Genomic DNA, 22274 nt, shown 5'->3' with positions numbered 1-22274 from the left:
TCGTTACTCCATGGCATGGATATTCAGTCAAGCGCCTGGATAGATAAGTCGGGTGGTCAGTAGCAGGGCAATAGCTCCCGCCGCGGTCCCATAGACAGCCCCGATCAGATGACGGAGCAGACTGGACTCAGGTCGCTTGAGCTGTGCGACCCACATCCACATGCCGACCAGTGCTCCCGCGCCGCTCATCACAATCAGCAGGCTGCGCGCCGGAATCGGTGGCATCGCCATATTCGCGCCAGCGAAGATCCACTGGTACAGGATCACAAACACCCAGCCTACGATCCAGCCGCTGATGAAGCCGGCGCAGTTCGCTACCAGCAAATTCCAGCGGCCCCTTTCGCCCACGACCCAGATCCAGGTCACAACGTGGACAAACATGAAAAGCCAAGCGTCCATTGCGATCTTTTTCCTGAAAGACATTTCACTTGAGAGGACGTCAGTGCCTCTATTTTCAATAAGGTCGCAAGATAGCAAAACAGTGTCGTAGCGCCACTATCTTCATCCTCCCCAACTGAAGTGCCAGATGCCACTGCCGGCATTTCTGTAACGCCTTACAGTACGTCTTTCAAATAGCCCTTGAGTGCAAGGAGCGGTGCGTCCAACTGCTCCATCGAACGTGCCTGGTTGAAATCGGCGGACAACTTGTGCAACTCCCGCCCCAACGGCTTTTCCAAACCGCCCAGGGCGTCCATCGCCAGCGCCAGACACTCGTTCATTTTGAACTGGATCGTCTCGACATCACCCCGGCGCACCAGCAGTTCGAACACGTCTTTCTGATAGTCGCCCATGACCATGTCATCGCGCAGAATCGGGCTCAGGCCTTCTTCCTCGTACGCGAGTTTGAGGGAGAACAGGGCGACGGTTTCCAGTGACGTTTCCATGCGGTGAACCTGTGTGGGATCTCGCCGGAGGCCCGGCGGCACTTTCCGACAGACGAAAAAAAAGGCCTTGCTAAGCAAGACCTTTCTTAATTTTGGTGCCCGAGGGAGACCGTCGGGTTCCATATTCTCTGTGGCTTGCAGCTAGATTATACCTATAGGGATACACACAGGGATACAAGCTGCGAGTTGCTAAGTCTTCTCGGCATAGCTATTACAAAATTTATTCTTGATGCTTGGTCTCTAGACGGGAGCTATCCTCTGTTCGACCTTCAATTACCTACCTGTCAATGGTGAATGTCTCGTCGACGTTCGTAAATTGCGCTACCTGATCACGGAGATAATTCACCGATGAATGACACAGAAGGCAATGTTGCCGAAGCTTCCCCGAATGACTTTCCTATCGTAGGCAGTATCAGCAACCTGGGACAACCGTTTAGGTTTTCAAATGTGGAACCGCTCTGTGGGGTATCTGTTGAGCCTAGCAGTGACGGTCACGTAAAAGTGTGCACCAGGCTAGCCACCACTTCTGATGACCCCATGTTCCATAAAATGGCTAGCAGTTTTACCTCTGTAGTCAACCATCTGTCCCAACAAGCGGGAGTGGCAATCAGCTTGGACCGCGCAAATACGGTCTTGATGGTAATGAAGGCGGACGATACAGCCGAGCTATGGATTGATACCGCCGCTGTGGTTCTCCGTTGCTCATTGACGCGAAGTGTTACCGCAGGAACGGCTATTTTTGCACACGATATTGCAGATATAACGGCAATGACGTTCCCATGCGTTGATATTCAAAGCTCAGATCGAGTTTGGTGCATGTTCCGGCAAGACTGGGGGTTTGGGCTTGCGTTCGACTTTAATACGGACGGCAATTTAGATTTAGAAAGTTTCAATACAGCACTCGGTTCTCTGTACCGACAACTGAAATACCGTCACTTGTATCAAACCATGGCCAATCGAGCTGTTTTTGAGAGCTTGGTCGGCCTGGGGTGGTTTCCGTTTGTGGAGATTATCGCCAAAGAATTTAAAGGGCTTGCGGACCACTGCTCTGCTGGTTTTGATGTGAGTGTCATTGAGGCGAGCATCCTAGAGAGCTTCGATGAGAGTCGGATGCAGAAAATGATGGAGCGATGGGCCTTAAAGCCCCATTTTGCCAACAGAGGGATAATCTTGCAGGTAGCTGTTGATGCCTTTAATAAGCGGGAGCCGATAGCGGTAATAAAAATTCTTCTTACAGAAATAGAAGGTGTTCTTGCGGACGCTTATCGGGCAGCCAATGACGGGAAAAGCGCTAAGCTCAAAGATCTTTTGATCTTTGCGATTGCTTCCGCTGAGCAGAAGTCCGGTGACTCCGACACTCTGTTTTTTTCTGCCGCTTTTGCTAAATATCTGACAAGCCATACCTTTGCGAATTTCGACCCCACACTGCAAACCGGCACTGCCAGCTCTCGTCACGCGGTTGGACATGGGGCGGCGACCGCAGAAAGTTACACGATGACGCGAGCGCTACAGGCGATTCTGACTTTGGACCAGCTAGCCTTTTACACGTAGGGGGATTTGTCACATCTAATTCGCGCCAAGCCATCGTGCGTCATGAAAATTGGCGGGGGCCCCTGACACTTCTAGAAGACTACGGGGTCGGAAACCCGCGGGATCTTGTTAGCGGCACGACTTCGAGCTTATTGAATTTCAATCATTGAAATCGAAGGGATTTCGTTGAAAAAAGGCCATCGTTACCGCCTCGGTAACGATGGCCTGTCGTGTTGATGATTTCGCACGTCTTCGGTCGTCAACCGTGTCAACCTGTCAACCAATGCAAAAAATTCAGCCAGACTCAAGATCCTGCGGGTTTTGTGCCCCGTGTCATACACAAATGCTCAGGGTCCCCGGCGACCTCTCAGCAGCTTGGGTAATTTCACTGGTGAACTGTGTGTTCACCCGGTTCACCTGTTCACTAAGCTGGGCACCTGTCCGCTAACAAAGTCCGGCGGTTTTCCGACCCTATGCCCCTCACATTCGCCTAGGATCCCCGGCGGCTCACGCATGCCCGTCTCAGGCTAGCGGGACTTCACAGATTCGAAGCCGTTTAGAGATCCTACTCTCGCACAACTAGATGGCGGCATTTTTACCTACCATCGTAAGTAACCCAACTCCCCTGCTACATTGGGTTGTCACGCTGGAGGTTCTTTAATTCTCGGGGAAGGGGGGCACTCAATAAATCAGTGTTACAGGTGTTATACTTGTTACAGAAAGGTCTATATGTCTGATTTTTAAGGCTTTTCTCCAGTGTAACACATTGATTTTTTGTGGTGCTGAAGGATGTTACGCTAACAATCGGTGTTACACCTTTGGAAATTAAGAAGCTGATAATCGGTAATTAACGATGCTGATGAAACTCCGCGAACCACATCGCCCGCAAAAAAGCTTTAGAAGAGCGTGAGTCTCAGGATATTCCTTTAGCCCTTGAACGTTCCCATCCGCAAATAATGTCAAATTATGTTCTGATCTGAAGGTCGATGGCAGATAGATTTTTTGCTATGTGCCAGGCCAGCTCAAGAATCATGAATTTTTAAATTTTTCAGTTCTTGCCACCCTCCCATACAACCACCTATCTTAGCTTGTAATCGCGATTGGAACGACGCGATTGCTGTCATCTAGTGGTAATCATGGAGGTGAATAAAATGCCGATCTCTGACGAAGCACTATATGCGCAACTCGGGCAATTGATTACGGATATGCCTGACCTACGTAATCACGGATGGAATACGCCAACAGGGCAGCGATGGCTTGGCCGTGCAACCGCCATCCTAGAAAAGAGTGGCAATCCTACCGATGCGATGATGTTCAAAATCACCGCTCAGGGGCTTTCTAGCAATCCCTATGAGCCAGGGCATGACGGAGCGGTCCAGAAGATGACTGCGATCCTCTACCATGCTCTAGCGGTCGCAGAGCTTAACGCGCCGGCAAACGCACAAAACGGATTTATACCAGTCGGAGAACCCTTCACTGCAATAGCCGCTGTAGGTGGGGTTATGGCTCTTGCTAATCAATCGATATTTCTAGTTGACCCTTACGCAGAAAGGAACCTTCTTACTGACTTCGCTGTTCAGGCTGCTGAGAAAATCCAAATTCGTGTATTGACGGATAGTTACTTCAGAAAACCCGGTCTGCTGCCAGCCGCCATGGCTTGGATAGCACAATATGGCGAGCAACGTCCTCTGGAAGTGCGTATGACTCCAGCTAAAAGTTTACATGATCGTCTCATTATCGTAGATGGACACCTAGTCTGGACCGTCGGTCAATCGTTTAATGGGCTTGGTTCGCGCTCTCCTACAGCATTAGTGCGTGTAAATGAAGAAACGGCTCAGCTTAAATTAGAGGCGTACGATCAGTTGTGGGATGCCGCCTCGCCATTGGTCTAATAAAGATATTGAAAATGTCTTAGCGGGTCATTGAATTTCGGTACTGCTAATTTAATTTGATGTGTGGGGTACGGGGCGCGAATGGCCAATTTTATTAACGATAAATGCATCGCAGATCTTATTGATTACGCAACTTTGAAGAAGCTGGCTTCAGCTCTCTGGCGGCAAGAGAACGCATTTCATGGCGCTGCGATAATGGTGGGGGCTGGATTTAGTAGATGTGGCGCCACCAGTGGAAATAAAGATATCAGGCTTCCTCTTTGGTTCGATTTGGCAAAAAAACTGGCTAAGGATATCGATGCTAGTGTTAGTTCTGATCCGTTAAGGTTGGCTGAAGAATATTGCGCTTTTTTTGGTAGGCAGTCGCTTCAAGAATTAATAAAAAGAGAAGTAAATGACGGCGCTTGGTCTCCAGGTGAGCTTCATGAAAATCTATTGCAGTTGCCTTGGTCTGAGGTGTTAACTACCAATTGGGATACGTTGCTTGAGCGTAGCTCAATAAAAGTTAATCAGCCGGTGTATTCTGTTGTTAATAAGCAAGGTGATTTGTCCAGTGCTCGGTCGCCTAGAATTGTTAAGCTTCATGGGACAGTAGATGTCACTGATGAGCTTGTATTTACTCAAGAAGATTATCGTAGATATCCCGAAAATAATGCCGCTTTTGTGAACTTTGCTAGGCAAGTATTTATTGAGAATGAGCTTTGTTTGTTGGGGTTTTCGGGGGATGATCCAAATTTTTTACAGTGGGCTGGGTGGGTGCGGGATCATCTATCTAAAAGCGCGAGGCGAATATACCTTGTAGGCCCACTCGCGTTAACTGCGGCTAAGCGCAAATATTTAGAGTCAATCAATATAGCCCCAGTAGATCTAAGTGAACTTGTTGAGCAGTATGATGATCAAGATGCAAAGCACTTAGAAGCAACAAATATTTTTATTAAAGCACTGTATGAGCTAAAGCCAAAAGAGTCTTGGGAGTGGTCTCCGGTATCTCTTCTCTCTACAGATACAGTTGAGATGAAGCTTAATCAAATGCGCGAGGATCGTGAAACCTATCCTGGTTGGGTAATCTGTCCTGCCATTTTGCGTTGGCAATTACAACGTCAGATATCAGAGATTGGATTGGTCAATCCGGTCGCCATCTCTGCTTTGAGTGTTAGTGCGCGGAATAGGTTTTTCTATGAGGTTGCTTGGCGGATCAATATAACGTTTGAAGTAATCCCATATTGGTTGTCGGAAGAAATGATCCAAGTTTGTGATTCTGCCATTCGATGTGAAGACTTAAATAAGAAGCAACAAGTAGAAATAGCTGTGGCTCTTTTGAAGAATTCTAAGTGGCTTGGTGAGGAGGAGTCAGTTTCAACGGTGGAGAGGCTAATGCCGCTTATAAAAAGCGGGAGGATACATTGGCCTGAAAGTGCTAATGAAAGCTTATATTATGATTTGACTATGGCTCGCGACAGATTTGACTACGCCGCGATGAGTTCGCTGGTCAAGGAACTGTCAGAAGATGATCCATGTTGGAAGCTTAGAAAAGCTTCTCTTTTGGCTGAGCTAGGAAAATTAGATTCTGCGCTTAAACTTGTGATGGAGGCTCGTCGTGAACTCTTGGAGCATTATCGCAACAATAGGGGTTCCATTTATATTCTTTCCAGATTGGCCCTTGCTAGTTGGTTGTTGCGCTGTGTAGGGGACCGAGGTTATGTTGATAAGCTCCCAAGGGAATATAGGGATTGGAAATGTGATATCTGGGATCACATAGATTATGTGCGCAATAAAGTAAACGAGTATGTGGAAAAACAGAAAACGAAACAGGGTATTTTGCCATCCTTTGAGCCTGGATATTATAGGGATAACTCAAAGGTGCGCAGTTTTAGTAATGAAGTTCATCCCGCAGTTTTGCTGGATGGGATAGCAAGTGTTTCGGGGATTTCGTATCGCTGGGGTAATTGCAATTTGCTATCTGATCATGCAACTAAGTTGGCGGATTCAGATGAGCTAGAAAGTGAGCGGCGATTTGCTCTTGTTATTCGGTCGGCAAGTATTGAAACATCGCGAGCTATAAAGACGCATTTTTCTAGAGTTAGTATAGCTTGTCTCAATAATCGTGAAGCGGGTTATTTAATTGATTTGTGTATGGCCGCAATTGATTTTTGGGTAGAAGAAGTTAAAGCTGCTGAAGCAGAGTCTGCACATGTATCACTAGAGCGACTAAGGATTTTTATGGAGGTGTTAGCACGTGCATCCGTGCGAGCAAATTCTGAAGTCGCAAGATCTATATATTTAAAGGCATTAAGTTTAGGGAAGGCTAAAAGCGTTCAGCATGTGTGGTTGACTGAGTCTTTAAGGCATTTGCTGAAATACTCTTTAGAAAGTATTCCTACCTCAGATCGTGGTGGTCTAATAAGCGAGACTCTATCGTTCCCGATGAAATCCGAAACGAAACTCGCAGATTTTGGTGATTGGCCAAATCCCGTGATTGATGAGCCAGGTGATAGGCTAGTTGATTCGAATCTGGACTTTAGAATTAGAGAAATTATTTCCGCTATATCACTGCCCTCTAAAACTGGTGCTTCGGCTTTGCTGCGAATTATACCTTTGGCTAAATCTGGATTTTTGAAGGATGACGAATTAGATAAGTTGTCTCATGTAATTTGGGGGGAGAAAACTAAGTGTTTTGTTATGCCGAAAATTGATGTGTCTTGCCATTATTTCTTTAGCTTGCCATCTCCTGATGAGCGTGCGGTAAATACGCTCGTAAGGCAACATGTTTTCCATGAGGTGGTCGATTCTTTGAGCGAAGATTTACTGATAAATATTATCAACTCTGCTGTTGTTAAAGAGTTTCCGAGTGCTTCGCAAGCAGAGAGTTACTTTGATGTGTTTACAGGTTGGAGGCCTAAAAAAGTCCGGGGTACACCATACGAAGATTTATCTGATCAAGACTATTTTGGAGATTTAATTGGGACCGCTCTCGCAAATTCTATCCTTCCCGTTTTGCCAGAGTCTGCGTTGAGTGCCAAGAATTTTTATCAGTTAAAGAGTTTTTTTGATGAGGTTCGCTCGCCGAAAACAATAATTGCGCTTTCGTATTTTGCGGCGCAAAACGAAATTTTTGCCTGCGATGTGGATTTCTATATTCGGCGAGGGTTGAGAAGCACGAATCCAACTCATGTTGGTTATTCATCCCAAGCTGTAATGAAATGGCGAGAGTTAAGGTGCTGTGAAAGAGTTGATGGTTTGATAAGGATTGCTGTTTCACTTATAGGGGCAAACCGAACTGCAGGTCTGACGGGGATTTTATGGGTTGCTCACGAGATGTATTTAAAAGATTATCTGTCCGCGAGCGATATTGAGGTTCTGAGGGAAATGTCTCCAGTTATTTTTGATAATGCTAATTATCAACTTATAGAGCAAACCAGCCAGGAAGCGGTTACGGTTTCTCTTCTCCGAGCAGCATGCGTGCGACTAGCTCATGATCTTCTAAAGAAAAATGATGAGGGGTCAGAACTGAGACGAATAATAGAGGAGTCGAAATCTGACCCGCTTCCTGAAGTACGGCATGTATTGGTCGGTGTAGATTGATTTTCTCTAACATTTTTCGAAAAATTTAATCCAGTACTGGTTTTAAGTCGGTATTAGTAGTCTTGCAGTTTTTAAAAATTTTACAGAGTGATACAAAAAGGGCCTTGGTAGGCCCTTTTTTCAAATAAAGCATTCTTACTTTTTCAACCAGTTTTCAACCTCGGCGGAACCATGCTTGGTTTTCCATTCTTTCAGTGTCTTGTGATTGCCTCCTTTGGTTTCAACCACTTCACCGGTGTGCGGATTCTTGTAGATCTTGAGCTCGCGAGGCTTACGCTTGCCAAGTGCCACGGCTGGCGTTGAAGCGCGCTTCGTGCTCTGTGGATCAAGCAGGTTGATGATGTGCTTGAGGCTGAAACCGTACTGATTCAGCAGCTCGCGCAGCTTGGACTCGAACTCGATCTCTTTTTTCAGCGCGCCGTCGCTCTTCATCGTTTCCAGTGCCTGGAGCTGCTCTGCGAGGTGTTTCTCCAGCTGACGGTATTCGGCAAGTTTGGACATGTTTGTTTCCTGTGTTTGTTTGATGACAGTTTGAATGTTCGTGCGGCCCACAAGTTCACTGCTATTCTGACAGTTTCAAATATTCTCGGATGCTGATGATCTCCGCCTTGATTAATTTTACGGTCAGAATCTCGAATTCCGTTTTTATGCGGGGTTTGTCCACGAACTCCAGCATTTCCGTTAAGGAGACTATTCTTGCTTTCAGTAGGTCTTTCCAGTTGGGGGTGTTTCTAAGGTCAAATTGAATGATCATTTTTTAGCCTGTGGGGGTTAAACAGCCTACCTGCGCAGGCTGTTTCGGGGGCTCAAAGCGTTAAAGCGCAAGGATGTCTTGCACGCTGTACTTGCCGGATCGATCCGACAGCTCGCGCCAAGTCCAGCTGTGGAAGTCTTCGCCTTCTTGTGGAAGTACCAGCTTCATCAGGCTGAGGTGTTCCCCTCCCAGCATGCCTTGTACATTCCACAGCTTGCCGCCCAACTCCATCAGCGCTTGCGCTTGTTCGTTCCATTGTTCCTCCAGCACTGTGCGGGCCAGGAACATCGCTGTTTTTTGGATCGAACCGTATTCCCTTTGCGCCTCGGCAATGTGCTGGTCGACGATGGCCAGCTCTTGTTCCAGTGCAGTGATGATCAGGTGTTGGCGCCGATTGTGTTCGGTCGCCGTCGCGAGGTTTTTCGCAGCCTTCTGCGCATCGGCATTGGCGTTCTTTTCGCCTTCGGTATCGCCCCAGGCCACGGCCTGCGCATAGGCGGTGGCGGCGTCGGTTTCGGCTTGCCGGGCCTTGGCCATGTCCTCTTCCGCTTGCTGCTGAATCTGCGCCAAGCGGGTGCTGAGGCTGTCGCGTTTTTCGTTGAGTTCTTGTTCGTCGGCTTTCCAGTTCGCCATCGACTCGGTGTAACCCGCCATCAGGGTTTCATGATTGAGCAGTTTCTCGCGGCGAGTGATCTTCGCATCCAGCAGCCAGGCACGGTGCTTACTGGCGTCGTAAGGAACTTTCAGGCTGCTGTGCTCCTTGCGGATTTCGGTCAGCCGCTCCTCCTCGATGACTTCGTCGCCTTCCAATAGCACCTCCAACGGCGCCATCTTGGTGTGGTGCTGTTCAGCGTCGCTCAGGTGTTTATCGCGTTGGGCGGTCAGCTGGTTGATCTCGTCGATCAACCGTTGTTTCTTGTCACAATGACCGGTCGCGGCAGCGTTCTCCGAAACCGGCCGTGCCAGCCCGGTGGTCTCGCGGCCGAGCAGTTCGTGTTGTTCGATAGAAGCGTGGAATTCGTTCATCTGTCTTGTTCCTTCAAAAATGGGTTTGGGTTGAATGAGCGGCTGGCGAGGCCGGGAATAAGCCGGCGCTACCTCGATCAGCGGACGTGCCTTCAGGCAGCCCGAGCCTCGCTCTCATCCGTTCCCGGAATCCTCTTCACGATGTAGCAGCGCTGGGGCCCAAGTCCGGGCAATCGGACCAGACTTGATGCCTTGCCATCGCTGGCCGGCTCCAGCACGCCGCGCTGCAACAACTCCTTGTTCACGGCGTTGATGTTCATGCCCCGGAAAATCTCGGAGCGCCACGCCTCGGGCAGCACGTAATAGGTGTTGGTGGTGTGCATGGTGTCGCCCATGCCGTGCTCCAGCGTCTTGCGAAAACCGAGGCGGTCGATGGTGCGCGGGCCGTGTTCGTCGATCTTGGCCGCCGCCGATTCCCAGCGGGTGAAGCGGCTTTCACCGAAGCGCTCTATGACCTGGCGCAGCCGAGCCAAGATCGCGTCGCCTTCGAAGTTACCGGCGCCGCCGCGCTCGTGGAGCCAGGCGTTCAAGCACACACGTGCGGCGGTGGTGGCTGTGCCGTCCGGCCATCCAGTGATGCCCATCGCGGTGGCCAGCTCGCCGGCGGCCGCGGCGAGGCCGAAGCGCGCCGCAGCACGGTGTGCCTGTCCACTGGCAGAGGCGGGGAGCGCTTGGGCAATAAAGCCTTCCAGCGTGCGGCGCAGGATTGCTGCCCAGCCGTGGCGCTTGCCGGGTTCGCACAGCGCAGACAGGAACGCGGTGAGCGGGGTGCCGTAGTAGTTCGCTACCCGCGCCTTGAGCGCGTCGGACAGGGCGGCGGCATCCTCGAAACCGTTGAGGGTGTCGAACATGCCAAGGCCTTTGCTGGCATCGGCCGGGACGGCGAGCATCCGCACCTCCATACCTGCTTTCAGCTCTTTGTTCGCCTCTGCCATGTGCTGCGCCAAGGTCTTCTCGCCGGTGGAGAGAAATAGCAGGCGCCATTCCTGCACCTGCCGGCCTGCTTGGCCTCTATCATTGGCGCGGGCCTTGCCGGTGCCGTTGCCGAGCATGTACACCGTTTCGCCGATAATGCGGGCATCACACATGCCGATTTCATCGAGTACCAGAAGCCCGTCGGAATGCGCAGCAGCGATCGACTCCAGAGCGTTGTCGGTCGAGCGCCATGAGCGCACCAGGCGCGGCCCTCCGTAGATCGAGGCGGCAACCTGCAGGTGCGTGGTCTTGCCGCCGGAGCTGTCGCCGTACAGGTGGAAGCCGCCCGATTCGTGGCCGAGCATGTGCAGCAGGGGACCGGCGAAGGCCACGCCGACGACAAATGCCAAACGATGATTGCCGATGCACAGCGCGCCGATCTGCTGTTGCCATTGTTCGAGCGTGCCCGCTTCGCTGATCGGCGGAAGCTGCGCGCCGGCTTCGTAGAAGTGCAGGTGTTCCGCGTGCATGCCGACCTGCTGCTCGGGCAACAGAAAGGCGTTGTCATGCCAGCCCAAACGGGTGACCAGTCGCGCACGTTGAGCACTGTCGAAACCGCCCAGGTAGCTTTGCAAATCGTTGCGTGCGTTGCGTCCCGAGCGGCTGCCGGCCAAACGCAACCCCATGTCCACCAATGGGCCGAGTACGTCCTTACCGAAATCGCCGGTCATGGTGCGTGCCGGGATGTTCCAGCGTTTCTTAGTACCGTCGGGGTCGTCGAACTCGACCAGCAAGCCCCAGTTGTGGCCCTTCTCGTCACGGGTACGCGCAAGGATCGCCAGCGGTGAACACACCGGGCGTGCTTCGCCGTCGTCGCCCGCATAAAACACACCTTCGGGCGTCAGGCGAAAGCCACCGGGCATCAAGTCGTTTTTCGATTTTGCCGGGCGCTTGGCTGCTGCTTTTGGTTTCGCTTCTGTCTCTGGTTCCGGTTTGGGTTCGACCTGGGCAACCATCGGTTTCTCTTCGAACACACCGAACAGCTCGCCGCCGCTTTCCAGCGCGGTGAAGTGGCCGGCGGTCCAGCCTTTGGCGAGGGCATCGGCGGCATCGTCGCCGTCATCCCATTGACCACCTTTTGCGAAGGCGGCGCTGTCGCTCTTCAGCGTCGGCTTGCGTTTGAACACCTCCAGCGCGATCACCCGGACGGAAGCGGCGCCGATTTCGCGCAGCTTTTCGGCAACGGTAGCCATGCAGGCTTTGCCGCTGTCGTCGTTGTCCGGCCACAACAAAACATCGCGTCCCTTTAGCGGCGTCAGGTCGGCTTTGTGCCAAGAGTTGGAGCCGTTCGGCCAGCAGGTGGCCACGTAGTCCGGCAGCAACTCGGCGGCGGCATCTGCCGCTTTCTCGCCTTCGCACAGAACCACCGGTGCGTCAGCGCGCTGGGCCAATTCATCAAGGCGCAGCAGCGGACGCGGATCCGGCAGCCCCTGCCAGCGCCATTGCTTGGTTTGGCTATCGGCGCGCTGACACCACGTCAGGGGCGCAAAGACCTTCTTCGGCTTGCCGTCTTCATCCGGGCCGAGGTCGAAGCGATACAGCGCCATGAGGGGGTGACCCTGTGCGTCGCGGTAGATCCAGACTTTGGTCGGCACACCGTGATCACGGTGCTTGGCCGGGCACTTGTTCATGGCCTCGGTCGGGATCGGCTGGATGGTGTTCCACGTCGGGGCCTTCGGCTTACTCGGGGCGGCCTTAACCGTGGCGGCGCCGGGCGCAACGTTCAGCCAGTCCGCCAGTTTGTGGCAGGCTTCGACGTCGGTGCCGCCGTCCACATAGCGCACCAGATCGATCAGGTCGCCACCTTTGTCGCCGGTGGCAAAGTCCGCCCAGGTGCCTTTGCTCAAATTGACCTTGAGCGATCCGGCGCGCTTATCGCTGCGGGTCGGATTCGGAGCGGTGTATTCCTTGCCGCCGTCCACGCGCTTGCCGTTGGGCAGCCAGTGCGACAAAACACGATCAATGTTATTCAGCGCGGCGGCTTTCACGTCGGCGAAGCTTGGACGTTTCGCGGTGCTGTTCGGGCGCTGGCTCATGTGTCAGCCCTCGGCAGAAACAGCGCGTCGTTAATATCGTCGATCAATGCTTTGGCCATCTCGCCCAGGTACAGGGCAGGCCAACTGAAACGCTCGCCGTTGTCACTCATGGCAGCGTCGAAATTGAGTTGATTCGCGTGATGCTGAAGCAACGACACCATCTCCAGTGCGTCTTCGACAGGCACACCGGCATTGACGCGAAACAGCTTCAGGTCAGAGGCATTGACGCGGGAAAAGGTGGCGTGACCTAGCGTGGTCGAGGTGGTCATAGCGCACCGCCTTTCTGCACCGCAGGCGTTGAGGTGGTGTCGCCGTGCATGGCCAGCGTTTTGATCAGGCCGAGGGTGCCGCGAACGTCCCAGAGGACGGCGGCGATGACGTGATTGGCAAGGCGCGAGGATTCGTTTTCGAAGTGATCCTCAAGCAACGTCAGCACCGAGTCAGCGCGGTCGATGGCACAGGTTATGGCGTCAATAGGTACGCCGGCTTCTGCAGTCGGATTCACGCAAAGCAGGTTTTCGGGCAGGGCAAAACTCAGTGAGTTGTTCATTGGGCACCGCCTGCGGTTTCGAGTGCGCGGGCTTTGGCCATGTGAGCGTTGTAGCGGGAGAGGCGTGTAGCGAGGCTGGAATTGGCGTGTAAAGCGGCGAGAGCCATTGCACGGTGTGCAGCGGCGCGAATTTTGGACGGATTGAGGGCGTGCATGGGTGGAGCTCCTTCTTAAGTGGGAACTGCCACGATTCGTCGCCAAACGAATTGGGGTGGCAGCTGTGCGCAGGTTGGCGAACCGGGTAAGAAGGAACCCGGCAGACCCGAAGGTCTCCCACGCACAGCCGCCATAAAGCAGGAATGCGGGCACAAAAAAAGCGCCTGCAATCGAGATGGGGGCGCCTGTGCGCCTTCTTAAACTCGGGTCGCCAAACCCGGTCGCTGATTTTGCAGCGACGGCCAGAGAGTAACGTCCGTTTTTCGAAAGTGCAACTGCGCTGATGGCTTGCGGATTTTTCAGGTGGGGCATAAATTGTTCGTGCATGTAGATTGACCTCAACGCCTCCGGATCGCCCCCGGAGGCGTTTTCGTTTCAGGCGTGGGCTTCCCAGCGCAGGGAGAGAAGGGGTAGAAATCCGCCGCTGAGCATGGAGCGGGCGTCTTCGTAGGCGTCGACCTGCTGGCCTTCGTCGACGACAACGGCCCCAGTCTTTTCGCAGTGGAGGGAGAGAGCGCACCAGGTGCCGTCGGCCCAACTGAGCACACTAACCACTCGACCTTCCCTGTCCTGTTGGCTGCGGTAGCGTTCAAGACGCTGCATGACGCAGGGCGAAAAGCCGACCCGACGCAAGACGGAAAAGGGGTGCATCAAGGCGTTGTTCGCGATCTCTTGGCTCATGCTGCCTCCTGCACGCTGGCGAACAGAGGTGGCGGTGTTTCGCCTTTCAGCCAAGCCAAAATCTTGCTGTCCTCTACGCAGCGACGACGGTGCTGTTCAGCCATATGCTCACGGCGTTGCGCAACACACTCATCCACGTAGCTGGCTAGATCCGAGGTCAAGCGCCTGTCGTGATGAGCGCGCTCGCTCGCCGTTTTTTCAACCGCAAGATCTTGTTCGGTGATGCGTTGCCACACTGCTGGATCGTTCGCGTATCCGCCCGACTGATCCACCAGCCAATAGGTGACCCAGTCGTTCATGCCGAGAGATTTCAGCGAAGCGAGGCGGTCTATTTTCATGGCGAAGTGGCCGGTGCCATGAACACTGGCGAACTCTCTGCGCACCGCGTTACGGCGAATCAGCTCAGGCAATTCCCAGGGATTGGCTGTCAGGGGTAAAGCGAGGCCGTCGGGATTGAAAAAGAACGCTTCTTGGTCATTTCCGTTCCAGCTCACGCCCGCGATGGTGCGGTGCCGCCAGTTGATCGCTCCGGGAACATAGAGGCGAAACCCGATGGCGTAGATGTCGTGAAATGGCCCCTTAAATGGGCTGTAGTTGCGTTTCATGCGGCCACCTGATCACGCGCCTCGATGCGGCTACGTGCCCAGGCTTGAACCTCGGAAAGAACCCAGGCGACGGGAGCGCCGCGTGCGTTGCTCAAGCTCAGTTTCACCGGTCGCGGAAACCCGGTTTCAGTGCACTGCATTAGCTTGTAAATAGTGGGGCGAGCGAGGCCCACAATAGCCATGACCTCAGAAATTCTGATCAAGGTTGTGGCTGGGTCGCGGTGAGGGTGGGGGGTAATATCAGTAGCGGGATAGGTACTCATAGTCATGCCTGCATAGTGAGAGACAGGCACAGACTAGGGAGCAAAAAAAAAGCAAACACGGTTTGCTTTTTTTCTGGGTTACCTCGGTATGTATTGTTGTTCGCGGAGATACTTTTTCACAGTAGGTATCGACGCCACTTTGTCTTTTTCAACGAGCGCTTTCACGAGGTCTGTTTCAGATATTTTTGGATCAGCTGCAATATGTCGATCAGCTGCTTTGCAGATGCGCTCACGTCGTTTTGCTGCGGCCTGTTGTTTGTCTGACTCAGGGTTACTGTTTCCCATACCGGCTTTCTTTCCACGTAGCGATGCTTGTGCGCCGCTAACGTTGCCTAGGGCTACGCGTAGAAAACCGAGCGCATTGAAGCCCGGTTTTGACACATCGACTTTTTCAATCTGGCCGTAGAGAGAGGCCAACATCATTGCCTTATCTGCTTCTCCTTTGAGTATCGCGAAATCTTCCCTGCTTCGTATTTCGTAAGCGCTGTCTCGGTCCCGTGCTCTATTGATGAGTTTTAAGTACTGCTTCGGGTCTGTCTGCCGTATCGACTCGATCAGATCAGCCTCTAGGTCATAGACGCTCAGTTCGAGATCGAATAACCAATTTGAAAGGGTTTCAACTGCTAGTACTGCCTTAATCAGCGCGTAGGTTGCTACCAGCTGTGAGTCAGAGGCTTGATGATCGAAGCCGACAAATTGGCGTGCGATATCAGGTAGCGAGGAGACCTCGTTAAAGCTGTAATGCTGCTCAATATCATCGCGTTTACGGAACATTGTCTGAATGATCGAATCTGCGCATTGCGCGTATTCCCCATCTTCAAGCCAAAATGCTTGGGCATCCTGGATGAGGCCGAAGCTTTCCTTGAAATAGTCGTAAAAGTGGCCATAGAGCGCCAGTTCGCTAACTCCTAGCTCGACTTCGTCCAGGTCGTGCAGCAGGCAATTTACGTCCATGCCCGCGACGAGTATTCCCAGTTCTTCACTCTTGAAATCGTCATCCATGAGACTGCCCCAGGCCCCGAACATAGAGAGTCAGACCAGCGCGGCGCGCCTTTGGCTTGATAGCCAGCAGGGGCCAGACATTGCTTCTCTCGTTACACATTTTAAATGCGTTACGTGCGGTGTACGTAAAGTTGCTGATGCGTGTAACGACGAAAAAGCCCAATGAATACGGGGACTTGGTCGGGGGCGTTACACGAGTAACACCCGTAACAAGGATTTTTAATAGGGGATGAATGCCTGAGCTCATACTGCTTTACCAAATTGTCTCTTGATCACCTTTTCGCTTGCCAATGCGTCAAGGTGATCGGCGTACCACTGCATCATCTTCACCCTGTGCTCAAGGTACTGAGCCTTGTTATATACCCCGGATATTCCCTCTTCTTTGTGAGCAAGCTGCGCTTCCACATGCTCTTTCGGCCAGCCGTGCTCCCTAAGCAAAGTGCTAGCGGTGTGACGAGTTCCATGACCAACCAGGCGCCCTTTGTAACCAATGGTCGCGAAAACTTTGTTGATGGTGTTTTCACTGATCGTCGGATTTTTAGCGCCGACTCCAGGGAACAGCCAGCGACTACGGCCGGTGAGACAATGGAGTTCTTTGAGTGCGAAAAGAGCTTGTTTAGGTAAGGGGCACACAAAGTCCCTGCGCATCTTCATCTTGGAGGCGGGTGTCGTCCATGTTGCTCTATCCAGGTCGAACTCTTTCCATTCGGCAAACCGAACCATGCCCGGTCTAGATGCTGTCCAGATGCAGAGCCATGCCGCAGTTCGGGCCGTCAGCCTACTAGGTGTGTTTTTGAGTGCCTGTAGGAACTCTGCCAACTCAGGCTCCAGCAAATGAGGATGCTGCTGAGTTTTCGGGGCTTGAGCTGCGATATCTCGCAGGCGGCTCCCTGGATCGTTTTCCGTAAGGCCTAGACCGATGGCTCGTCCGAATATCTGATTGATCCACGTGCGGCACTTTTCCGCCACGTTGTGTGCGTCCCGGGCTTCGAGAGACGCTTGGAGCTCTGCACAGTCGGTACGAGTAATTTCATCAAGGGGCTTATCTCCCAGCGCCGGGAGTATGTCTTTGTCGAGGTAGGTGCGGATTTTGTTAAGTGTGGACGGGGCGAGGCCCTTTTCTTCTTTGGCCTTTAGCCAAGCTTCAGCAGCAGCTCTGAAGGTCCGAGTTCTTGCAGCATCAATGGCAGCTTTGGCCGAGCGTTTCTGTTCGAGCGGATCGGCTCCGCTGCTAATTACTTTGCGTAGTTCCGCAGCTTTGTCTCGTGCCAATGCACCACTTACTTCTGGGTAACCCCCAAGCCCCATCCAAGCCCAATTGCCCGCCGGGCGCTTGTAGCGAAGCTGCCAGGATTTTCCACCATCAGGTTTAACCCTGAGGTAGAGACCATTTCCGTCCAGTTCCCGGTATTCCTTTGATTCCGGCTCCAGTCCCGCAAGCGTCGTGTCAGCGAGAGGGCGGCGCTTGATGTCTGCGCGCTTCATCCTTGTATCCCAAAGTTCGGTAATTATCTCAGGATACAAGCAGGGATACAGGGATACAACGGATAAGGGGAGACAGGGGTAAACAGACAGGCACAAAAAAACCGGCCAAGTGGCCGGTTTCTCTGGGTCTGAGAGGCTGGTAGAGACTCTCAGATACTGCTATGTGGTGCCCCGAGGGAGACTCGAACTCCCACTCCTTTCGAAAACGGATTTTGAATCCGCCGCGTCTACCAATTCCGCCATCAGGGCTCAATGGCGGCGAAGTATAGAGAGGTGCCTACCGTTGGTCAATCACGTTTCATGGTCAATTTTCGATATTTCCGCTAGACTTTCCGGCCCTGCTAGACGAACCCCATCATGCGCGTTGCTGACTTTACCTTCGAGCTTCCTGATTCGCTGATTGCCCGCCATCCTTTGGCCGAGCGTCGCGGTAGTCGCCTGTTGACCCTGGATGGGGTCAGCGGCGCCCTGGCACACCGTCAATTCACTGATCTGCTGGAGCATTTGCGCCCCGGCGATCTGATGGTGTTCAACAATACCCGGGTGATTCCGGCGCGCCTGTTCGGGCAGAAGGCGTCCGGCGGCAAGCTGGAAATCCTCATCGAACGCGTGCTCGATACCCACCGCGTGCTGGCTCATGTGCGTTCCAGCAAGTCGCCGAAACCGGGTTCGAAGATCCTGATTGACGGCGGCGGTGAAGCCGAGATGCTGGCGCGTCACGATGCGCTGTTCGAGCTGGGGTTTGCCGAAGAAGTGCTGCCGCTGCTCGATCGCGTCGGGCACATGCCGTTGCCTCCTTATATAGACCGCCCGGACGAAGGTTCGGATCGCGAGCGCTATCAGACCGTGTACGCCGAGAAGCTCGGCGCAGTGGCGGCACCGACCGCCGGGCTGCATTTCGATCAGACGCTGATGGAAGCGATCGCCGCCAAGGGTGTCGAGACGGCGTTCGTCACGCTGCACGTCGGCGCCGGCACGTTCCAGCCAGTGCGCGTGGAGAAGATTGAAGATCACCACATGCACAGCGAGTGGCTGGAAGTCGGTCAGGACGTGGTCGATGCCGTCGCCGCTTGCCGTGAGCGCGGCGGTCGAGTGATTGCTGTCGGCACCACCAGCGTGCGTTCGCTGGAAAGCGCCGCCCGCGATGGCGTACTCAAGCCGTTCAGCGGTGACACCGACATCTTTATCTACCCGGGTCGGCCGTTTCATGTGGTCGACGCCCTGGTCACCAATTTCCATTTGCCCGAGTCCACGCTGTTGATGCTGGTTTCGGCGTTCGCCGGTTATCCGGAAACCATGGCCGCCTACAAAGCCGCCGTGGACAACGGATACCGCTTTTTCAGCTACGGTGATGCGATGTTCATCACCCGTAATCCCGCGCCGCGCGGCCCAGAGGAAACAGTATGAGTCGCACCTGTCGTATGTCTTTCGAGCTGCTTGCCACCGATGGCAAGGCCCGTCGTGGTCGTCTGACCTTCCCTCGTGGCACCGTCGAGACCCCGGCCTTCATGCCGGTGGGCACCTACGGCACGGTCAAGGGCATGTTGCCGCGTGACATCGTCGCCACCGGCGCGGAGATCATTCTGGGCAACACTTTCCACCTGTGGCTGCGCCCGGGTACCGAAGTGATCAAGGAGCACGGCGACCTGCACGATTTCATGCAGTGGAAAGGCCCGATCCTGACCGACTCTGGCGGTTTCCAGGTGTTCAGCCTCGGCGCCATGCGCAAGATCAAGGAGGAGGGCGTGACCTTCGCCTCCCCGGTCGACGGCTCGAAAGTGTTCATGGGCCCGGAAGAATCGATGCAGGTCCAGCGCGATCTGGGCTCGGATATCGTGATGATCTTCGACGAATGCACCCCGTACCCGGCTGACGAAGACGTCGCCCGTGTGTCCATGGAGCTGTCGCTGCGCTGGGCCCAGCGTTCGAAGAATGCCCATGGCGACAACACGGCGGCGCTGTTCGGCATCGTTCAGGGCGGCATGCACCAGGACCTGCGCATGCGCTCGCTGGAAGGCCTGGACAAGATCGGCTTCGACGGCCTGGCCATCGGCGGTCTGTCGGTGGGCGAACCCAAGCACGAAATGATCAAGGTGCTGGACTACCTGCCGGGCATGATGCCGGCTGACAAACCTCGTTACCTTATGGGCGTTGGCAAACCGGAAGATCTGGTTGAGGGTGTGCGCCGCGGTGTGGACATGTTCGATTGCGTGATGCCAACCCGTAATGCCCGCAACGGGCATCTGTTCATTGATACAGGCGTGCTGAAGATCCGTAACGCGTTCCATCGCCATGATGATTCGCCGCTGGATCCGACCTGCGATTGCTATACCTGCCAGAACTTCTCCCGCGCTTATCTGCATCATCTGGACAAGTGCGGCGAAATGCTCGGCAGCATGCTCAATACCATCCACAATTTGCGCCATTATCAGGTGCTGATGGCTGGTTTGCGCGAGGCTATTCAACAGGGTACATTGGCCGCCTTTGTCGATGCCTTCTACGCCAAACGCGGGCTTCCCGTTCCGCCTTTGGACTGAGTTTTCTGACCCCAAGATTCAACATTTGCAACTGGAGTGCTAAATGAGCTTTTTTATCTCTAATGCCATGGCTGACGCGGCTGCACCGGCTGCAGCGCCTATGGGCGGCGGCTTCGAGTGGATTTTCCTGGTCGGCTTCCTGGTCATCTTCTACCTGATGATCTGGCGTCCACAGGCCAAGCGCGCCAAAGAGCAGAAGAACCTGCTGAGCAGCCTGCAGAAGGGCGACGAAGTGGTCACCACCGGCGGCATCGCCGGCAAGATCACCAAAGTGGCCGATGACTTCGTGGTTCTGGAAGTTTCCGACACCGTGGAAATGAAGTTCCAGAAGGGCGCCATCGCCGCCACGCTGCCAAAAGGCACGCTGAAAGCGATCTAAGGTTCCAACTTCTACTCAATCGACGGGGCGCGCAAGGCGCCCCGCGTTCATAACGGGCGGCGTGATGCTGAACAAATATCCTCTGTGGAAATACATTCTGATCCTGGCGGTGCTGGCGATCGGTCTGATTTATTCCGCTCCGAATCTATACCCCGATGACCCGGCCATTCAGATCAGCGGCGCCAGCACGGCTCTGCAGGTCAACCAGGCCGATCTGGATCGCGTAAGCACCGCGCTCAAGGAGTCCGGGATCAACGTCAAGGCCTCGAGCCTGGCTGCGAACGGCAAGGGCGGTCTGATCCGTCTGACCAAGGCTGAAGACCAGCTGCCGGCCAAGGACGTAGTCCGCAAGGCATTGGGTGATGACTACGTCGTCGCGCTGAACCTGGCACAAACCACCCCGCAGTGGCTGCGCAGCGTGGCCGCGCACCCGATGAAACTGGGTCTGGACTTGTCCGGTGGTGTGCACTTCCTGCTGGAAGTGGACATGGACAAAGCCCTCGACGCCCGCCTGAAAGTCTACGAAGGCGACGTCAAGAGCCTGTTGCGCAAAGAGAAACTGCGCTATCGCAGCCTGCCGCAACTCAATGGCGCCATTCAGCTGGGCTTCAGCGATGCTGATTCCCGCGAACAGGCCCGTGCGCTGATCCGCAAGAATTTCAACGATTTCGACATTGTTCCGGCCGACCTCAACGGTCAACCGGTGCTGCGTCTGGCGATGACCCCGGCCAAGCTGGCGGAAATCCGTGAGTACTCCATCAAGCAGAACTTGACCACGGTACGTAACCGCGTCAACGAGCTGGGTGTTGCCGAACCGATCGTCCAGCGTCAGGGCGCCAACCGTATCGTGGTTGAGCTGCCGGGCGTGCAGGACACTGCCGAAGCCAAGCGTATCCTCGGCAAGACGGCCAACCTGGAGTTCCGTCTGGCGGCAGAGCCGGGTGCTTCGAAAGCCACTTCCGAAACTTTCGAATTCCGCGAAGGCAATCGTCCTCCTGCCCAGATCGAGCGTGGCCTGATCATCACCGGTGACCAGGTGACTGACGCCAAGGCCGGTTTCGGCGAACACGGCACCCCTGAAGTGAACATCCGTCTGGATGGCCACGGTGGCGAGCTGATGAGTCGCGCGACCCGCAGCAACGTTGGTCGCAGCATGGCGGTGATCTTCATCGAGCAGCGTCCGGTCACCACTTACACCAAGCAAGTGGTCGACGGCGTCGAGAAAGACGTCGCGGTGCAGACCTTCAAAGAAGAGAAGAAGATCATCAGCCTGGCGACCATTCAGTCGCCGCTGGGTGCGCAGTTCCGTATCACCGGCCTGAACGGCCAGGGCGAGTCGTCCGAACTGGCGCTGCTGCTGCGTGCCGGTGGTCTGGCTGCTCCGATGTACTTCGCTGAAGAACGCACCATCGGCCCGAGCCTGGGTGCGGACAACATCACCAAGGGTATCGATGCATCGCTGTGGGGCATGCTGTTCGTCTCGCTGTTCATCATCGCCATCTACCGTTTCTTCGGCCTGATCGCCACCGTTGCACTCGCGGTGAACATGGTGCTGCTGCTGGCGCTGATGTCGCTGCTGGGCGCCACGCTGACCCTGCCGGGTATCGCCGGTATCGTGTTGACCATGGGTATGGCAGTCGACGCCAACGTACTGATCTTCTCGCGGATTCGTGAAGAGATCGCCGCTGGCATGACCGTGCAGCGTGCAATCAACGAAGGCTTCGGTCGGGCATTCACTGCGATTCTCGACGCCAACCTGACCACCTTGCTGGTCGGCGGCATCCTGTTCGCCATGGGCACCGGCCCGGTGAAGGGCTTCGCAGTCACCATGTCCCTCGGGGTTCTGACTTCGATGTTCACGGCCATCATGGTCACCCGCGCGATGGTCAATCTGATCTTCGGCGGTCGTGACTTCAAGAAGTTGTGGATTTAAGGGG

20 protein-coding genes and 1 tRNA gene are annotated in these 22274 nt (G+C 54.2%); 7 read left to right on the top strand and 14 right to left on the bottom strand.

Features of this window, described 5'->3' with window-relative positions; all coding sequences use genetic code 11:
• Window positions 1–27: 27 nt before the first annotated feature.
• Both CAG25_RS07500 and CAG25_RS07495 read right to left on the bottom strand, forming a co-directional pair.
• The gene (locus tag CAG25_RS07500) at window positions 28–399 is read right to left on the bottom strand and encodes a hypothetical protein (RefSeq protein ID WP_085610938.1); all 372 of its coding nucleotides are present in this window, start codon (window positions 397–399) and stop codon (window positions 28–30) included.
• Window positions 400–554: 155 nt separating this feature from the next.
• Window positions 555–884 (bottom strand): hypothetical protein, encoded by a 330-nt coding sequence (locus CAG25_RS07495; protein WP_085610937.1) that lies wholly within the window; start codon window positions 882–884, stop codon window positions 555–557.
• Between the two features lie 348 nt (window positions 885–1232).
• Between CAG25_RS07495 and CAG25_RS07490 the strand changes: the two genes are divergently transcribed.
• The 3 genes from CAG25_RS07490 to CAG25_RS07480 all read left to right on the top strand — a co-directional run bounded on the left by CAG25_RS07490 (window position 1233) and on the right by CAG25_RS07480 (window position 7888).
• Entirely contained in the window at window positions 1233–2435 is a 1203-nt protein-coding gene (locus tag CAG25_RS07490) for a hypothetical protein (RefSeq protein WP_085610936.1), read from the top strand.
• A 1130-nt stretch (window positions 2436–3565) separates the two neighbouring features.
• Window positions 3566–4306, top strand: a complete 741-nt coding sequence (locus CAG25_RS07485) for a hypothetical protein (RefSeq protein ID WP_085610935.1) — start codon at window positions 3566–3568, stop codon at window positions 4304–4306.
• A gap of 81 nt (window positions 4307–4387) precedes the next feature.
• Window positions 4388–7888, top strand: a complete 3501-nt coding sequence (locus tag CAG25_RS07480; RefSeq protein ID WP_085610934.1) for an SIR2 family protein — start codon at window positions 4388–4390, stop codon at window positions 7886–7888.
• Window positions 7889–8023: 135 nt separating this feature from the next.
• On the opposite strand, the gene CAG25_RS07475 is transcribed toward CAG25_RS07480, so the two are convergent.
• From CAG25_RS07475 to CAG25_RS07420, 12 genes are all read right to left on the bottom strand, one after another.
• Window positions 8024–8389 (bottom strand): histone-like nucleoid-structuring protein, MvaT/MvaU family, encoded by a 366-nt coding sequence (locus tag CAG25_RS07475; RefSeq protein ID WP_085610933.1) that lies wholly within the window; start codon window positions 8387–8389, stop codon window positions 8024–8026.
• A 313-nt stretch (window positions 8390–8702) separates the two neighbouring features.
• On the bottom strand, window positions 8703–9545 hold the full coding sequence (locus CAG25_RS07465) for a chromosome segregation protein SMC (RefSeq protein ID WP_085610981.1): 843 nt from the start codon (window positions 9543–9545) through the stop codon (window positions 8703–8705).
• A gap of 215 nt (window positions 9546–9760) precedes the next feature.
• Window positions 9761–12679 carry a DUF927 domain-containing protein gene (locus tag CAG25_RS07460; protein WP_085610931.1) on the bottom strand — a complete coding sequence of 973 codons (2919 nt, stop codon included), beginning with the start codon at window positions 12677–12679 and terminating at the stop codon, window positions 9761–9763.
• Entirely contained in the window at window positions 12676–12948 is a 273-nt protein-coding gene (locus tag CAG25_RS07455) for a DUF3077 domain-containing protein (protein ID WP_085610930.1), read from the bottom strand. Before CAG25_RS07455 ends, CAG25_RS07460 begins: the two co-directional genes overlap by 4 nt.
• Entirely contained in the window at window positions 12945–13229 is a 285-nt protein-coding gene (locus CAG25_RS07450; RefSeq protein WP_085610929.1) for a hypothetical protein, read from the bottom strand. Before CAG25_RS07450 ends, CAG25_RS07455 begins: the two co-directional genes overlap by 4 nt.
• Complete coding sequence (locus CAG25_RS28615; protein ID WP_170930078.1) at window positions 13226–13384, bottom strand: hypothetical protein; 159 nt, start codon at window positions 13382–13384, stop codon at window positions 13226–13228. The genes CAG25_RS07450 and CAG25_RS28615 overlap by 4 nt, the downstream gene beginning before the upstream one ends.
• A gap of 376 nt (window positions 13385–13760) precedes the next feature.
• Window positions 13761–14066 carry a hypothetical protein gene (locus CAG25_RS07445; RefSeq protein WP_085610928.1) on the bottom strand — a complete coding sequence of 102 codons (306 nt, stop codon included), beginning with the start codon at window positions 14064–14066 and terminating at the stop codon, window positions 13761–13763.
• Window positions 14063–14671 (bottom strand): hypothetical protein, encoded by a 609-nt coding sequence (locus tag CAG25_RS07440; protein ID WP_085610927.1) that lies wholly within the window; start codon window positions 14669–14671, stop codon window positions 14063–14065. The genes CAG25_RS07445 and CAG25_RS07440 overlap by 4 nt, the downstream gene beginning before the upstream one ends.
• Window positions 14668–14934, bottom strand: coding sequence for a helix-turn-helix transcriptional regulator (locus CAG25_RS07435; protein ID WP_371857708.1), 267 nt, complete (start codon window positions 14932–14934; stop codon window positions 14668–14670). The genes CAG25_RS07440 and CAG25_RS07435 overlap by 4 nt, the downstream gene beginning before the upstream one ends.
• A gap of 78 nt (window positions 14935–15012) precedes the next feature.
• Window positions 15013–15936 carry a hypothetical protein gene (locus tag CAG25_RS07430; protein WP_085610980.1) on the bottom strand — a complete coding sequence of 308 codons (924 nt, stop codon included), beginning with the start codon at window positions 15934–15936 and terminating at the stop codon, window positions 15013–15015.
• 243 nt (window positions 15937–16179) lie between these two features.
• A complete protein-coding gene (locus CAG25_RS07425) occupies window positions 16180–17421 on the bottom strand; it encodes an integrase arm-type DNA-binding domain-containing protein (RefSeq protein WP_085610926.1) in 1242 nt (413 codons plus the stop codon).
• 164 nt (window positions 17422–17585) lie between these two features.
• Window positions 17586–17670, bottom strand: a tRNA-Leu gene (locus CAG25_RS07420).
• A 108-nt stretch (window positions 17671–17778) separates the two neighbouring features.
• Between CAG25_RS07420 and queA the strand changes: the two genes are divergently transcribed.
• The 4 genes from queA (at window position 17779) to secD (ending at window position 22270) form a co-directional block, all read left to right on the top strand.
• Window positions 17779–18828, top strand: coding sequence for a tRNA preQ1(34) S-adenosylmethionine ribosyltransferase-isomerase QueA (queA, locus tag CAG25_RS07415; protein WP_085610925.1), 1050 nt, complete (start codon window positions 17779–17781; stop codon window positions 18826–18828).
• A gap of 14 nt (window positions 18829–18842) precedes the next feature.
• The gene (gene tgt / locus CAG25_RS07410; RefSeq protein WP_161794909.1) at window positions 18843–19958 is read left to right on the top strand and encodes a tRNA guanosine(34) transglycosylase Tgt; all 1116 of its coding nucleotides are present in this window, start codon (window positions 18843–18845) and stop codon (window positions 19956–19958) included.
• A 43-nt stretch (window positions 19959–20001) separates the two neighbouring features.
• On the top strand, window positions 20002–20337 hold the full coding sequence (gene yajC, locus CAG25_RS07405) for a preprotein translocase subunit YajC (RefSeq protein ID WP_007956696.1): 336 nt from the start codon (window positions 20002–20004) through the stop codon (window positions 20335–20337).
• 64 nt (window positions 20338–20401) lie between these two features.
• Window positions 20402–22270 (top strand): protein translocase subunit SecD, encoded by a 1869-nt coding sequence (gene secD / locus CAG25_RS07400; protein WP_039765691.1) that lies wholly within the window; start codon window positions 20402–20404, stop codon window positions 22268–22270.
• Window positions 22271–22274 lie beyond the last annotated feature (4 nt).

The organism is Pseudomonas sp. B16(2017), from assembly GCF_002113205.1.
Classification (GTDB): domain Bacteria; phylum Pseudomonadota; class Gammaproteobacteria; order Pseudomonadales; family Pseudomonadaceae; genus Aquipseudomonas; species Aquipseudomonas pharyngis.
The sequence above is the reverse complement of the archived record's forward strand: the minus strand, read 5'-3'. Positions and strand labels throughout refer to the sequence as shown.

What these genes read in the sequence shown, in the direction of transcription:
- CAG25_RS07455 (WP_085610930.1), bottom strand. Translation starts at nt 12,948, where the DNA reads ATGACCACCTCGACCACGCTAGGTCACGCCACCTTTTCCCGCGTCAAT.
- yajC (WP_007956696.1), top strand. Translation starts at nt 20,002, where the DNA reads ATGAGCTTTTTTATCTCTAATGCCATGGCTGACGCGGCTGCACCGGCT.
- CAG25_RS28615 (WP_170930078.1), bottom strand. Translation starts at nt 13,384, where the DNA reads ATGCACGCCCTCAATCCGTCCAAAATTCGCGCCGCTGCACACCGTGCA.
- CAG25_RS07485 (WP_085610935.1), top strand. Translation starts at nt 3,566, where the DNA reads ATGCCGATCTCTGACGAAGCACTATATGCGCAACTCGGGCAATTGATT.
- CAG25_RS07490 (WP_085610936.1), top strand. Translation starts at nt 1,233, where the DNA reads ATGAATGACACAGAAGGCAATGTTGCCGAAGCTTCCCCGAATGACTTT.
- CAG25_RS07445 (WP_085610928.1), bottom strand. Translation starts at nt 14,066, where the DNA reads ATGAGCCAAGAGATCGCGAACAACGCCTTGATGCACCCCTTTTCCGTC.
- CAG25_RS07450 (WP_085610929.1), bottom strand. Translation starts at nt 13,229, where the DNA reads ATGAACAACTCACTGAGTTTTGCCCTGCCCGAAAACCTGCTTTGCGTG.
- secD (WP_039765691.1), top strand. Translation starts at nt 20,402, where the DNA reads ATGCTGAACAAATATCCTCTGTGGAAATACATTCTGATCCTGGCGGTG.
- tgt (WP_161794909.1), top strand. Translation starts at nt 18,843, where the DNA reads ATGTCTTTCGAGCTGCTTGCCACCGATGGCAAGGCCCGTCGTGGTCGT.
- CAG25_RS07425 (WP_085610926.1), bottom strand. Translation starts at nt 17,421, where the DNA reads ATGAAGCGCGCAGACATCAAGCGCCGCCCTCTCGCTGACACGACGCTT.
- CAG25_RS07430 (WP_085610980.1), bottom strand. Translation starts at nt 15,936, where the DNA reads ATGGATGACGATTTCAAGAGTGAAGAACTGGGAATACTCGTCGCGGGC.
- CAG25_RS07500 (WP_085610938.1), bottom strand. Translation starts at nt 399, where the DNA reads ATGGACGCTTGGCTTTTCATGTTTGTCCACGTTGTGACCTGGATCTGG.
- CAG25_RS07460 (WP_085610931.1), bottom strand. Translation starts at nt 12,679, where the DNA reads ATGAGCCAGCGCCCGAACAGCACCGCGAAACGTCCAAGCTTCGCCGAC.
- CAG25_RS07480 (WP_085610934.1), top strand. Translation starts at nt 4,388, where the DNA reads ATGGCCAATTTTATTAACGATAAATGCATCGCAGATCTTATTGATTAC.
- CAG25_RS07495 (WP_085610937.1), bottom strand. Translation starts at nt 884, where the DNA reads ATGGAAACGTCACTGGAAACCGTCGCCCTGTTCTCCCTCAAACTCGCG.
- queA (WP_085610925.1), top strand. Translation starts at nt 17,779, where the DNA reads ATGCGCGTTGCTGACTTTACCTTCGAGCTTCCTGATTCGCTGATTGCC.
- CAG25_RS07475 (WP_085610933.1), bottom strand. Translation starts at nt 8,389, where the DNA reads ATGTCCAAACTTGCCGAATACCGTCAGCTGGAGAAACACCTCGCAGAG.
- CAG25_RS07440 (WP_085610927.1), bottom strand. Translation starts at nt 14,671, where the DNA reads ATGAAACGCAACTACAGCCCATTTAAGGGGCCATTTCACGACATCTAC.
- CAG25_RS07435 (WP_371857708.1), bottom strand. Translation starts at nt 14,934, where the DNA reads ATGAGTACCTATCCCGCTACTGATATTACCCCCCACCCTCACCGCGAC.